Annotated in this window: 15 protein-coding genes and 1 pseudogene; 13 read left to right on the forward strand and 3 right to left on the reverse strand. The window is 35.1% G+C overall.

Annotated elements, in window-relative coordinates; genetic code table 11:
- Positions 1–223: 223 nt before the first annotated feature.
- Complete coding sequence (locus ABJH90_RS11260; RefSeq protein WP_348138003.1) at positions 224–955, forward strand: DUF6090 family protein; 732 nt, start codon at positions 224–226, stop codon at positions 953–955.
- 377 nt (positions 956–1,332) lie between these two features.
- Here the strand turns inward: ABJH90_RS11260 and ABJH90_RS11265 are convergent, their stop codons facing one another.
- A complete protein-coding gene (locus tag ABJH90_RS11265; protein WP_348138005.1) occupies positions 1,333–2,031 on the reverse strand; it encodes a hypothetical protein in 699 nt (232 codons plus the stop codon).
- 171 nt (positions 2,032–2,202) lie between these two features.
- Between ABJH90_RS11265 and ABJH90_RS11270 the strand changes: the two genes are divergently transcribed.
- The 5 genes from ABJH90_RS11270 to ABJH90_RS11290 all read left to right on the forward strand — a co-directional run bounded on the left by ABJH90_RS11270 (position 2,203) and on the right by ABJH90_RS11290 (position 5,701).
- Positions 2,203–3,006: a DUF6090 family protein gene (locus ABJH90_RS11270; protein ID WP_348138007.1), complete on the forward strand. Its 804-nt coding sequence runs from the start codon at positions 2,203–2,205 to the stop codon at positions 3,004–3,006.
- Positions 3,007–3,218: 212 nt separating this feature from the next.
- Positions 3,219–3,932: a DUF6090 family protein gene (locus tag ABJH90_RS11275; RefSeq protein ID WP_348138009.1), complete on the forward strand. Its 714-nt coding sequence runs from the start codon at positions 3,219–3,221 to the stop codon at positions 3,930–3,932.
- Positions 3,933–4,353: 421 nt separating this feature from the next.
- Positions 4,354–4,866: a hypothetical protein gene (locus ABJH90_RS11280; protein WP_348138011.1), complete on the forward strand. Its 513-nt coding sequence runs from the start codon at positions 4,354–4,356 to the stop codon at positions 4,864–4,866.
- Positions 4,867–4,940: 74 nt separating this feature from the next.
- On the forward strand, positions 4,941–5,375 hold the full coding sequence (locus tag ABJH90_RS11285) for a cupin domain-containing protein (protein WP_348138013.1): 435 nt from the start codon (positions 4,941–4,943) through the stop codon (positions 5,373–5,375).
- A gap of 35 nt (positions 5,376–5,410) precedes the next feature.
- The gene (locus ABJH90_RS11290) at positions 5,411–5,701 is read left to right on the forward strand and encodes a DUF2188 domain-containing protein (protein WP_348138015.1); all 291 of its coding nucleotides are present in this window, start codon (positions 5,411–5,413) and stop codon (positions 5,699–5,701) included.
- A gap of 131 nt (positions 5,702–5,832) precedes the next feature.
- On the opposite strand, the gene ABJH90_RS11295 is transcribed toward ABJH90_RS11290, so the two are convergent.
- Positions 5,833–7,335, reverse strand: coding sequence for a thrombospondin type 3 repeat-containing protein (locus tag ABJH90_RS11295; RefSeq protein WP_348138017.1), 1,503 nt, complete (start codon positions 7,333–7,335; stop codon positions 5,833–5,835).
- Between the two features lie 436 nt (positions 7,336–7,771).
- Here ABJH90_RS11295 and ABJH90_RS11300 point away from each other — a divergent pair, with 436 nt between their 5' ends.
- From ABJH90_RS11300 to ABJH90_RS11330, 7 genes are all read left to right on the forward strand, one after another.
- Positions 7,772–8,524: a hypothetical protein gene (locus tag ABJH90_RS11300; RefSeq protein WP_348338093.1), complete on the forward strand. Its 753-nt coding sequence runs from the start codon at positions 7,772–7,774 to the stop codon at positions 8,522–8,524.
- Between the two features lie 153 nt (positions 8,525–8,677).
- Positions 8,678–9,529 carry an AraC family transcriptional regulator gene (locus ABJH90_RS11305; RefSeq protein ID WP_348138020.1) on the forward strand — a complete coding sequence of 284 codons (852 nt, stop codon included), beginning with the start codon at positions 8,678–8,680 and terminating at the stop codon, positions 9,527–9,529.
- 75 nt (positions 9,530–9,604) lie between these two features.
- Positions 9,605–9,910, forward strand: a complete 306-nt coding sequence (locus tag ABJH90_RS11310; protein ID WP_348138022.1) for a DUF1330 domain-containing protein — start codon at positions 9,605–9,607, stop codon at positions 9,908–9,910.
- Positions 9,911–9,914: 4 nt separating this feature from the next.
- Entirely contained in the window at positions 9,915–10,355 is a 441-nt protein-coding gene (locus ABJH90_RS11315; protein WP_348138024.1) for a tannase/feruloyl esterase family alpha/beta hydrolase, read from the forward strand.
- A gap of 326 nt (positions 10,356–10,681) precedes the next feature.
- The gene (locus tag ABJH90_RS11320) at positions 10,682–11,860 is read left to right on the forward strand and encodes a serine hydrolase (RefSeq protein WP_348138025.1); all 1,179 of its coding nucleotides are present in this window, start codon (positions 10,682–10,684) and stop codon (positions 11,858–11,860) included.
- A gap of 15 nt (positions 11,861–11,875) precedes the next feature.
- Positions 11,876–12,619, forward strand: a complete 744-nt coding sequence (locus tag ABJH90_RS11325) for a DUF4386 domain-containing protein (RefSeq protein ID WP_348138027.1) — start codon at positions 11,876–11,878, stop codon at positions 12,617–12,619.
- A 140-nt stretch (positions 12,620–12,759) separates the two neighbouring features.
- A complete protein-coding gene (locus ABJH90_RS11330) occupies positions 12,760–13,941 on the forward strand; it encodes a serine hydrolase (protein ID WP_348138029.1) in 1,182 nt (393 codons plus the stop codon).
- A gap of 39 nt (positions 13,942–13,980) precedes the next feature.
- On the opposite strand, the pseudogene ABJH90_RS11335 reads toward ABJH90_RS11330, so the two are convergent.
- Positions 13,981–14,090 (reverse strand): annotated as a pseudogene (locus ABJH90_RS11335) (IS110 family transposase); the annotation flags it as partial.

Consider the following 14,090-nt stretch of genomic DNA (forward strand, 5'->3'; position numbering starts at 1 on the left):
CTATCGGGACTAAATTCCAAGAGCCTGGTTCTAACTTATAATCATTTAGAATTTGGGATTTGGGATTTGGGATTTGTGATTTATTGCATAAGCTATCACAACCAACACTACATCTGTTACTCTCTACAATGTGGCGGTCTTCTATTTAAATATTATTCCACTGATTTTAAGTCTTTTATATTAATTCATTACCTTAGGAAGAACAACCAACCTCTTCTTTCTTATGATAGGCTTCTTTCGTAAAATCCGCAAAAAACTCGCAGATGATAACAAGCCTTTAAAGTATGCCCGTTATGCTATTGGGGAGATTATTCTTGTCATGATAGGAATCCTTCTGGCGCTTCAGGTGAATAATTGGAATGAAGACAGGAAATTAAAAGATATTGAAATAGAAACGTTGAAGGACTTGCGTTCTGATCTGATCCAAAGTCTAAATGATATTAAAGGTGATCTCAAGTATTTTCAAAATTGCAAGAAATCTACACAAATTATTCTAGACCATATTGAGTACAGCCTTCCTTATGAAGATTCACTTTCTTACCATTTTGCTAATATGTACCCTTTTCCAACATTTTCTATTAATCGAACAACATTCGACAATTTGAGACAATCAGGTTTCAGGGTAATCAGCAATGATTCTTTAATAAAAAGTATTTCTAATTTTTATACTAGTAGTATAAATTTATATAAGGAGTTAGAAAAAAGAGCGGTAATAGAGCATAATGAAAACTATATTAAACCAATGAAAATATCTGAGTTTTCTTCTTATTCCAGACAAAGCCTCATAATCAGAGATTATAAGAAGTTTATAAGCAATCCAGATAACAAGCAAATATTAAATTTTTCAATGTTCATTTTTAATGGCTTAGATAATTATCAGAATTATCTTATAAAAGTAATTCAAGATCTTGTTATCGAGATTGACAAAGAAGTTGCCTATCATGAATTGAATTGAAACACTTTATTATGTTTATTGACTCACAGGATTTACCAGAAATTTAATTCAATGACCCTCTACGAATATAAAGTACTTTCGGAAGATGAGCAGTACGACACAGTATTCTCTAAAGGCAAGTTTCTTGATATAGTAATCGGTTTTAAACTTTTCCAGATAATTCATTACCTTAGGAAGAACAACCAACCACTTCCTTTAAAGAAAAACTTTTTTTAGGTGGATAATAAAAACTTCACAGGCGACAACAAGTTTTATAAATAACTTCGGTTCTATCTGACATTACGATAAAAACAAAGACAGGCATTTAACGCATACCTGTCTTAGTTATTTAAAACTTAGAATCCCGTAAATTATGCCACTTTAAATGGCTTTATCCCTTACCAGGCTCCCAGGAGTAACCGCAGGGCTGAGCCTTTCAATTCTACCCCTCCGTTATTTGCAATAAAATCTTCCCAGGCTTTCTCCCGTGCTTTGAGGGCGTCCCCGCTAAGCAATTTATTTACTCCCCCAATGGCTGTCTTCATGTCTTTAAACCCAACCATTACCCAGCGGTTGAAGTTGCCCGTTCCTAGTCCTGCACTGGGAGCGCCCATGTTTACCAACACACCTGCCGGGTTATGTGCAGAATGGAATTTTTTATGTGCTGCGTCAAAGACTTCCGTATCTTTAACATCAAGGAAAAACATCCTTTGGGCGCGATAGCGCACATTGGTTTCCCCAATTAAGGAAATATTTCTGCCCATAGCAGAGCCGGACCCGTCCTTAATATGCTGGTTCAGGCGTGTTAAAAAAAGAGAGAAAGAGTCGTTAGGCCCCCCTCCGTACATATTTCCCAAGGCCTCCTGAGAGCCCGAAAAAACAATGGAATGGGTGGCGTTGCCTCCTGAAAAGTGGATTTCAAAAAGGCGCACAAAAACACCCTCAGGCTTGTTCTTGGAATAATAGTCTTCCACCAAATTGTAAACGGTGGCCTGGTTCTGGGGTTCCACGACAAACCTATACACGGTGTAATAGCTGTCCTGGGCGCTTACCGAAAAAGCGATAAACATTGCAAATGCAAAAATAATTTTTTTCATAATTGGTTGATTTTTATGATTAAGTTTATAAGGTAGTGAAAAATTGAACATCCTGATCAAAGTGTCTTATAGCAGGCCTGACTGTCAATTAAATGCATTATAGCATCGGAAAAGGTCTATCAGCTATATTTAATAATTCATTACCTTAGGAAGAACAACCAACCACTTCTTATGATCGGTTTCTTTAGAAAAATCCGCAAAAAACTCGCAGATGATAACAAGCCTTTGAAATACATGAGGTATGCTGTTGGAGAGATTGTGTTGGTGGTTATTGGTATTCTGATTGCTTTACAAATCAATAACTGGAATGAAGAATTAAAAAATCAAAAGAATGAATATAGCTTTTACAGGGATATTCTCAGCGATCTTGAAAAGGATAGTATAAAATTAAATGGTCTTAATATTTATTATAAGAATAGGATTGAACATGCAGGTTGGCTCTTAAAAAAAGTAAGAAATCCAAATAGTCCGTTTGAAAATGAAGAATTCGGCAAACATGTTGAACCTTTATATATTGGTCCGCTACCAGTAACTTACAATTCTTCCTACGAAGCGGCAAAAAGTTCTGGTGCATTTACAAATTTTAAAAACGAGGAAATACTAAAAACCCTAAACCAATTTTACGCTGATTTTGAGGAACTAAATGGTATTGCAGAATCAACATTAAATTCGTTAGAATCCAATTTAGAACCCTTGATGTCATCCATTACAGAAAATTATATCACTTTAGAAAGTGGGGCTTATGTTATCATGTCCGATTGGCATGGTAGAAGCGGATTTTATGAATTTATAGACGATATTAAAGATGAACGTAATCTTATCGTGGATATAAAAGTTTTTATACAAAAGCCTCAATTTGAACACTATTTAATTGGAGACCTTGGTAGATCATTCAATGCACTGGCAAGTCTAAAACTCCGGGAAGAGCGACTTGTCAAAATAAAAAATGAAATTAAAGAATACATCAAAGACTAAACTCTTTTAAGAAATAACCAATGATCAACTTTTTCCATTATCGAAACTCTATTTTGTGAAACAAAATCAAAGCTCTGGTAGAGCTTTGTTTGAGATAGCTCCCGATAGCTCCTTCTCCATAGTATTACGAAGGAGAAGCTATCGGGACGGACTTGTTGAAAACACAATTAAAAACCATGATTAAGTTTTTTAGGACAATAAGAAAAGACCTTATGGAGAAAAATAAAACAGGCAAGTACCTCAAATATGCTATTGGAGAGATTTTATTGGTAGTAGTGGGGATATTGATTGCATTGCAGATTAATAATTGGAATGAACTTAGAAAGACTCACCTTCAGGATCTTGAGTTTCTAAACAATCTGAAGGTTGAATTGTCAGTAGATATTTCTGCACTTAGGGAAAGAAAATCTCATTATCAGAGAATTAATGATAACATAAAAAATACTATAAAGTTGTTTGATAGTGGTGTTCGAAGTCTCACTCATGATGAACATCAGGAAATCGTTTCGGCTCTGACCCAATTTCAAATACTTACTCCGATTACTAAAAACATCAATCGAAATGATTTAGTAATTGCTCAGGGTACGATTGATAGAATTGACAAAGAATTGAATCGCAGATTCCTAACATACCTTCAAGAAACCCAATCCATTAATGCTGCTATTACAAAACTGGGTGAAACATTACAACAACTTCAAATACTTCACATTCATCCAAATGTCGTTTACAATGAAATAAATCCTACAGCTGATAGGGTTGATTTCGATTTTAAAGAAATTTTTGATAATAGAGGTATCAAAAATACATTGCAAAAATCATTCAATTATCGCAGAGCATACATTGGCGAAATGTCAGGAAAAATAGAAGACGCTGAAAATCTTATCGCCCTAATTGATAATAAATTGGAGGGGGAGAATAAAAAGTAACGAAAGCACTGCAACGACTATAACTTATAGCTGCCTATCTCCTACTACTAGCTGCCTATCTCCTACTACATCCTAGATTAAGAAAGACCGACCACTACTTTTTAATTAAATTCCAAACTACATCTCGATAGCTCCTTCTCCATAGTATTACGAAGGAGAAGCTATCGGGACTAAATTCCAGGAGCCTGGTTCTAACTTATAATCATTTGGAATTTGGGATTTGGGATTTGTGATTTATTGCATAAGCTATCACAACCAACACTACATCTGTTACTCTCTACAATGTGGCGATCTTTCCAAGTCTTAATACTACCTTACTAAATACTATTACAAATTCATTCATTATCTTAGTTTACATAAGTGGGAGTTCATCAATTACTATATCCCTTTGTTAGCATGCATTATTAATTAACTATATAAATTGGAAACAGTTATTATGAATTGGGAAGCTATCTCGGCAATAGGTCAAATAGTTGGTGCTTTAACAGTATTTATTACTTTAATTTATCTGGCAATACAGCTAAAACAAAATACAGCAGCAGTAGCTACATCAACTTATGAAAGCACCATGACCGGCTTTAACGATATTAATGTAGTTGTAGCAAGTCACCCTGAACTCGCCTCTCTACTTGATCGCGGATGCCAAAAACCAGATACACTTACATCGACAGAAATTGTTCAGTTTAATTTCATTCTTAGATGCTATGCTAATCAATGGTGGAAACTTTACAAGCTTTACAAGAGAGGCAACCTGCCACTTGAAGAATGGAAAATATTTGCTCAAGAAGCTTCACAATTTTTTGAACAACCTGGCTGCAAACCTTTCCGTGATCAGAACTCACTCTTCGCAGATCTTTACCTGGAATTCGACAAATATAAGGCTGGAACTATTTCAGATTTCGGTTTTGAACTTAAAAATCAACCTAATGAGTAAGGCAATAAATATTTAATCCAATTAAAGATTGTATTACGCTTGCCTACAGAGGCAATAATTTAGAAAACATGAAAATGAAGTCAATAAGCTTTATCAGAAAAGGAGAAGGAGAAAATTACAATTACGCTCAGGATCATTGCTTCATTAAGCTTTCATCGCGAGATACTAATGGAGAGTTATGTATAGTCGAAGACACTTTAAAACCCGGGTTTCATTTAAATCGGCACTATCATAAAATAATGACAGAGGTTTTCTACATATTAGAAGGTGAACTGGAACTCATTTTTGATAACGAAACAACAATCCTCAAAGAAGGAGATACCATCACTGTTCCACCAAAAGTTTGGCATGAAGCTAATTGTAAAAATGGAGGAAAAATGCTAACAATATTTAAGAACGGTGAATTCGACATTTTTTTAGAGCAGCTTTCTAAGATGACAGAGGATGATTTTTCTAATGAAGTATTCATGAAGTCCATCTCTGAAAAATTTGACATTTATGAGGAATAAAAAAGTGTACAACAAAACCTAAACCGTTCTACAACATGCCTAACCAACAAAAGGCCAGTTTTTGGCTGGATCTATTGGAACAGATTGTCGATGTTTTTTTTAAAAGTTCCCGTAAAAGTTCACGAGGGAGAACCTATCATCAACATGTGGTGCCTCACGAAAAAGGTTGGGCCGTACGACGTGAGGGTAATAAACGTATCACGTCTAGACACCGACGCCAGGATACCGCCATAAGAAAAGCAAAACAACTGGCTAGAAAATACAAGGCTGATGTTATTGTGCACAGAGCAGATGGTACGATAAGAGATCGGATTGGGTATGATTAGAGCGTACTAACTTTATGGACGGGAGGAGGAATTTGAACAAAAAAAGCGAGGGCTAATGCCCTCGCTTGTATAAATTATAGGAGTAATTCACTAAAAACGTTTTCCCACTCCTAATTGAAATCCTTTGGTTTTTAAGGATCCAGCTCCGAAAAAAATTGGCTCTCCCTACAGTTTGTAAAGTTTGGTTTTGGAAGTTTCCATTGTGGTGTGTTAGTACTAAATCTAAAACAGTCTGTTACTTGTGAAACGCTCCAATTACCTAAATCTTGATTAAATGAAGTTGCACTACGAAACATAAATCTCATATTTCTTACATTACTCACATCCCAATTCCCTATGGGTTGGTTGAATGCAACTTTACTCCGAAACAAATTAGACATATCAGTAACTCTTGTGGTGCAAACATTAGAAACGTTTTGATTAGTACTGATCATATTTCTTAACATAGCTTCATCAACAATGGTATAAGTAATTCCATTAATTTCACCAGTATCCCCAACATTAGCCCAATTGTAACATTTAATGGTTACCCCATTAGCATCTAAATAAATGGGCGATAGAGGACATCCATCAGCATCTACAGTTGCACCATCGGATGTTCCAGGACATAGATCAAGGTTATCCGTAACTCCATCACCATCTGAATCCTTTTGACTTCCTGAACATCCTTGAGTATCCACAGTTTCGCCAGCAGGCGTATCAGGACATTGATCTAAATCATCAGACACTCCGTCTTCATCTGAATCGGTTTGTGATGCGGAACATCCCCGAGCATTAACACTTTCCCCATTTGGAGTGTCAGGACATTGATCTACATCGTCCGTCACACCATCTTCGTCCGAATCATTTTGACTTGATGAACATCCTTTAGAATCCACTGTTTCCCCTGTTGGAGTGTCAGCACACTCGTCAAGGTCGTCACTTACTCCATCCAAATCGCTGTCTTTTTGACTATCTGAACAACCTTCTGAATCTGCTGTTTCCCCTTCAGGGGTATTCTGACATTGATCTAAGTCGTCAGTAATGCCATCTGCATCACTATCCTTTTGGCTGGGAGAACATCCTAATTCATCAGCTGTTTCTCCTGCAGGTGTATCAGGACATTGGTCTATATCATCAGGAATGGTATCTTCATCTGAATCGCTTTGAGAAGCGGAACAACCTGACTCATTTACCTCTTCTCCCTCTGGAGTTTCAGCACAAAGGTCCGTGGTATCATCCACCCCATCGCCATCTGAGTCTTTATCACTGGGGGAACAACCACTTTGATCTACATCCTCCCCTGGTGAAGTATCAGGACATTGATCTAAACTATCTGTAACACCATCATTATCAGCATCAGGCATTTCAAATACAGCAATGACATTCTTGTCAGAGTTCATATTCATTTTCGCCGGATTGGTTGTTCCTCTGATACCTCCACTCCAATTCTTAAAAACATATTCACCTGATGCTTTCGCAGTTATTGACACCTCTTCTCCAGACGTAAAAGAGCCACTAGATGGACTTACACTTCCTCCTTCTGCCGGACTTGCAGCTGCAGTTAATTCATATACTTTAATGTCCTCTTTAGAGCAGGAATCAATTAGAATAAATAAAAGTGATAAGAATACTACAGTTACTGTTTTTTTCATTTCAAATAATTGAGATCAAACTACAATCATCGCTTAGTAAGTAAAGTAGATATGGAGAAAAAATATTTGCGGGAATCCCCAAAAAACTAATTACAATGCTTTCCTTGGGGGAACTCTTAATAATCCGCTAACAATATTACGTAGTAAGAGTTTAAAGTAAAATGATAAGCATCATGTACTGATTAATTGTACGTTTAGCAATGTACCTAAGCAAGTTTAATAGGTAGACCTAAAATGAATGTTATCAGGTTTATGTATCAAGTCTTATAAATTCAACCAAAATGATTTATGCCAGCGGGATAAAAACCTTTAAAAGGTATACTTATCCGGAAAGTTTTTGGGATAATTGGGTATATTAGTAATCATATAAAGAGTTAGCCTTCATTACTTCTTCGCCTGGGCTTCGAAGTAGAAACTATGACCAACCACTAACCAAATGATTAAATTCTTCAGAAAAATACGCTACAACCTTATGGAACAAAACAAAACAGGCAAGTATCTAAAATATGCTATTGGTGAGATTGTATTGGTGATGATAGGTATTCTTTTAGCATTACAGGTTAATAATTGGAATTCAAATCGAATCGAGCAAGAAACTATTACTAATTATTATGAGCGCATAATTATAGAATTAGATGAAGAAATAGTTAAAGCCAATTTGAGAAAAAAAGATATTGACACATTAATTGTCATGAATCGAAGAGCTCTAAATATTTTGAATTCTAAAAATATAGATTCTTTGAATACATTAAAAACTCTCTTAGGAGCAACAGCAACAAATTGGACAGAACAATATTCATTTCCTATTACGAATGAATTTATAAATCAAGACTATTTAGCCAAAATAAAAAACGATAGTCTCAAAATGACGTTTAAGATTTTTTCTGGATTTTTAGAATATGTAGAACAGATTAATGAAGTTAATAATGTCCAATATCAAAATGCTATAGAACCTTTTTTTATTAAAAATATAAATTACAGTCAGACAGCGTTAAAAAAATATAGAAACGATTTAATTCAAGGAGGCCCTAAAACTGACCTCGAACTATTATTTGACAATCTTGAAATATGGAATATAATTACTTTTAAACTGGAACTTTTAAATATAGAATCAGAAGTATCTTATTCCGCAATTTATATATTTGAATCGCATAAATCCATGATTAAAAATGAATTAAATAAAAAATAACGAAAGGCTAACACCGTGTATAATTAATTGCTAGTGCTCGCCTACTTACGAAAATCCCCGTGTATTTTCTATTCGATTTGTATTTGCTAAATTAGGTGCATAAATACGCAACTAATCTTATACAAACACGTTGTAGCCAATTAAAAGAACCGTATGGTTTTAGAGCATAAGAAAATAGAAATTAATAAAAAGGTTGTATTTGAAACTATCATTTGCAATACTGACACTATTTTCAATTTTCAGTTGAATGATGAAGCATATTTTATTTATGTCAACCACGGACATCATATAGCTATTTCACCGAATGAAATTATTGAAGTCCCTGAAGGCAATTTAGGAATAGCTGTAGGAAAATCTCTTATTCTAAAAGCATACCCTAATCAGAAAAACCAGCATTATCAAGTGCTTATCATTCATATCAACAGAGAGATTGTTGCAAAGGCTTTCGGAAATAAATTTCCAGACATCAGTACTTCATCAGAAAATGAGTTTAGTAAGGATATGTTCACAGGCAAACCATGTGTGATTTCTAAGAATTATGTTGATGGAATTATGCAATATTTTTACAACCAACATGTAGTATCAGAAGAGATAGTTGAAATAAAAATAAAGGAAATATTGTTGCTTTTACTAAGTAGCAAAAAGGCAGAGGAAGTAGCGCTTCTTTTAGAGCATTTTGTAAACAAAAGAACAGCCAGTTTCAAGGAGGTAATAGAAACCCATGTACTTAGTGAGATTTCCCTGGAGGAGCTTTCCCAACTATGTAATATGAGCATTTCGACCTTCAAAAGGCATTTCAAGAAGATTTACAATACCACTCCAAATGAATATCTTTTTGATAAACGTCTTGAGAATTCAAAAAAGCTATTAGCTACTTCCGAGCAATCGATAGATGATATTGCATTGCTTTCAGGCTTCAAAACCACAGCTCATTTTTCCAGAAAATTCAAAGAGAAGTACACCATTCCTCCTTCTCAATACAAATTGACCCTCTCAGATAAATAACTGAACTTTTCAGAGAAGTACTTCCTTCCTATCCAATCTAACTTTGTGCTATTCACAAATTAAAAATTTAAAGATATGGAAGAGAGCAAAACATTTTTGGTAATTACAGCAATAGTTAATAAGCAAAATATTGCTGAAGTTCCTGAATATTTAGGTAGTGTAATGCAAATTTTCGGGCAAAACGGTGGAAAGCCGATTGGTAGATATAAAACGATTAACGCTTTGGTAGGTGAAGAATCTCCTGAAATGATGGCAGTTATTGAATTTGACAACCCTAAAACTATAGAAAATATGGTGACAGGAGAAGCATTTAATTCTTTGGCAGAACAGAGAGCGAGAGTGTTTTCTAAATTGAATATGATAATCAGTCAAAATGGGTAATGCAATGAAAAATATTAGGCTATCCCCTATTGTTATACTACTAACATTAGTCTTATTTAGTTGTAATTTAGAGCAGGAACAAACTGAACAACATTCCTATTTGGTAATCAATGCAATTGTGAACAAGGAAAACAAAGCAGAATTACATGATTACTTAGATAAAACATTACAAGTATTTAAGGCGAATGGAGGAAAACCGATTGGGAAATACAAAGCTATTCAAAGTTTGGGTGGAGAAGGGCCATCATGGGTAAATTGGCTTGAGGAAATTGATAATTGGGTGGATAAAGATCAAAACCCGGATCAAATCACCGTATATTACATTGGCGATGACATGAGACCTTCCGGGTCTAGGCTTCTGTGTCCTTATCCTTCAATTTCAACCTATGATGGAAAAGGTGACACTAGAGATGTGTCTAGCTTTATATGTGGTGATCAAGAATAGTTCAATCTATGATTAAATATCAAAAAGCTGGCTACAACACTATGTAAAATGCTTTATCACCTTCGCTAGCCTACTTCGCCGACCGCGTATCGCTGAAGCTTTAGCAGAGGCCCCCGCCAGCGCGAGCGTCACGCTCGTGATCCCAACCACCTAAACATCTGTTACGCTATCTATTGTGATGGTCTTGTTTTAATTGACTAATTAAAAATACCTTTACTCAAAATCCCGGAGCTACAATTATTATCTTAGTCCTGACACAAAAGAAATAAAGTTCATACGCACTTTATTCCTACGTTATCTGCAATTATTAATAATTAAACGAACTAATGAAAGATTTAATTCCAACGTTATTAATTTTACTATTTCTAATTATTGGTTGTCAGTCTCAACCTTCTATCACTTATATATACAGACCTCCTGAAAATCTAAAAGACGGATTAGCTGTGGGCACTTTAAAAGAGGTGAATATCGATTCGTCATTGATCATAAAAGCAGCGAATAAAATACACGGAAACCGGTATAAAGAAGTGCATTCTATGCTTATTTTCAAGGATGACAAACTTGTATTTGAGGAGTATTTTGAGGGCCACAAGTATAAATGGGATAGCCCTAACCATCATGGCGAATTGGTGACTTGGGACCGTTCTATGCCACATCATATTATGTCCGCTACTAAAAGTATAACTTCGGCCTGCGTCGGAATTGCTATAGAAAAAGGTTTTATCGAAAGTGTTCATCAATCCATATTTGAATATTTACCTGAATATAGTCACCTGAATACTAATGAAAAGGGCAAAATTACTATCGAACATCTGCTAACCATGACCTCTGGATTAGAATGGAATGAGTGGGGAGCGCCACTTAGTAGTTCGGACAATGACCTCGTTGGCTTGTGGGTTCATTGCGAAGATCCAATCAATTGTATTTTAGAACGTCCACTAATAACTAGACCTGGGACAAGCTTTACTTATTCAGGTGGGAATATGATTATTTTAGGTGAAATTATTAAGAATGCCGCGAAAATGACTATTGATGAATTCTCAGAAAGACATTTGTTTGAGCCCTTAGGAATTGATTCTATTAACTGGGCACTACGGTTTGAAAATGATGTAATCTATGCGGGAGGTGGTTTAACCATCACACCAAGGGATATGGCCAAAATTGGTGTTACGTTTCTAAATAAGGGGCTATGGCAAGGGAAACAAATTGTTCCAAATCATTGGGTCGAAAAAAGTATCAATATATTCCAAGACAACCAAGGGATTAATATTCCTGGCCAAGCTTCGGGGAGACATGGTTATTCTTATTCATGGTGGTTAAAAACATATAGAAGGTCAGGTAAAAAAATCAACATGATTAATGCCGGAGGTTGGGGAGGGCAGGAAATTATAATTCTCCCCGAATTAAATACAGTAGTTGTTTTTACAGGCGGGAATTATCTTCCTGAAGTAAAAGTATTTAATATTCTTGAAAAATATATAATTCCTTCTATTGATAAGATGTAATTAAAAACTAAAATGATGGAAACAAATAGAATGTCAAAAAACATCTCAGATAAATCACAACGCCTTGCAGTAAAAGTTGCAGGATTCATGTTTTTATTTGCATTTATAGTTCCTACCATTAACTGGGCTCTGGTATTATCCAAATTCAATGTTGCGGAAAATGCTATTGCTACTGCTAATAATATTATGGCTAATGAATTCTTATTTCGAATAGGAATCAGCATCGAATTATTCATGTCTATTGGATTGATTGTATTGGGGTTAGCTCTTTATATTATACTCAAAGAGGTGAATAAAAGTTTTGCTTTGCTTGCACTATCTTTAAAATTGGCAGAAGCGACAATAATGGCTGTTACAGTTCTTGTCCCTTTTATTGCTTTACAAATTTTAAATACGGATACACAGTTAATCCCATTAACGCAAGAGCAATTGCAGTTTCCCATAGGAATAATTTTTAATTCGCATACTACTATAACTGCTATCCCTATGATATTCCTAGGGCTGGACATGATGTTATTTTCTTACTTGTTTTTCAAATCGAAGTATATTCCAAGGGTATTGGCAGGCTTTGGAATCGTTTCATTTGCACTAATTTTCATTCAATCTTTAATGTTTATACTGGCACCTGAATACGCAGAGAAGCCTATGAATCAAATCATTTTTTGGACCCCTAGCGGTATTTTTGAAATAATAATTGGCATATGGCTCTTGGTTAAAGGAATAAATGTTCAATCAAGGGATAACCAAGAAGCTTCTTGAAGAGTAATTTTTTATACTGATAAAAGGTATTAATTATAGAAAATAAAAGCAAAATCAGATAACAAAGTGCAAAACGGCTATAGCCACTAAACGCGTCTACATCGTTTACACCGAGCGTTATGCCAATTAAAAAACATATTATGAGAACATTTACGAATAAAATTAAACCCCTTCTGTTTTCAATTTTGTTAATAATCGTGGTTATTGGTTGTAACACAAAAAATAGGGACAAAGAAACTATTAAGAAACCACAGCCCGTTGCTTCTCCAAATGTCCTTTCAACTGTAATCGATTCTATTAATTTAGAAATAAATAATGGGTCATATGGCCTGATTGACCGATTTATGGTCATACAAAATGAAGAATTATTAGCAGATTTTAAATATGTGCAGGACTATGAAACCATTGCTAAAAAATACGACACTACCAATCATCAATACAATTACAATCATCCCAATTGGCATCCATACTACAGGCAAACCGAACTGCACACACTTCAATCTGTTACCAAGAGTGTTACTTCAATTCTTTTGGGTATAGCTTTTGATTCAAAAGAGGGCTACAATGTAAATACAAAAGTGATGCCTATGTTCACAGATTATGATATTGAAGCTTCGGACAAAAGAAAGAAAGCAATTACTATTGAAGACTTGTTGACAATGAGAAGCGGTCTTATGTGGCAAGAGGGTGATTATACAGACCTTTCTGATGATTGCATCGCGATGGAAGCCAGTAATGAATGGATAAAATATGTGTTGAACAAACCTACAGATACACCTCCAGGTACAAGGTTTGAGTATAATAGCGGGGCAAGTGTTCTATTAGGTAAAATTGTCAGAATTATTACAGGAAAAAGAATAGATAAATGGGCTGAAGAAAAACTATTTGAGCCACTGGGAATCACAGATTACTATTGGAAAAAAACTCCCAATGGAGAAATTGATACAGAAGGCGGATTATATCTTAAAGCAGAGGACCTGGCAAAACTAGGTACTTTATTTCTTAATAAAGGGAAATGGCAAAATCAACAAATTGTATCTGAAAGTTGGGTTACAGCTTCAATAAGCCCAATAGTCAATGACGTAAATCCTGACAACGACAGCAAAGTTGGATATGGTTATCAATGGTGGATTCCGGAACATTCTAATGGTAAAAGCAACATTTTTGCAGGAAATGGCTACGGAGGACAATTTCTAATGGTGGTACCGGAATATAATTTAATAGTTGTTTTTAACGGCTGGAACATCAATGATACGCCAGAAAAATCGACCTGGAGTGTTTTGCAGGACAGAATAATCCCCGTGCTCAAGAATAATAAATAAACGCGTATAACAAAGAACTGAGTTAAAATCCAAGGGAAATTAACTTAAATTCGACACAAAATTTTCATCATAAGGAAGTCCTGATTTAGCAATTGCAAATGCTTGTTTTAAGAGTTTATTAATGACTGCAATCAAAGCCAGTTTTTTAC

It is taken from the genome of Eudoraea sp., from assembly GCF_039969275.1.
Classification (GTDB): domain Bacteria; phylum Bacteroidota; class Bacteroidia; order Flavobacteriales; family Flavobacteriaceae; genus Eudoraea.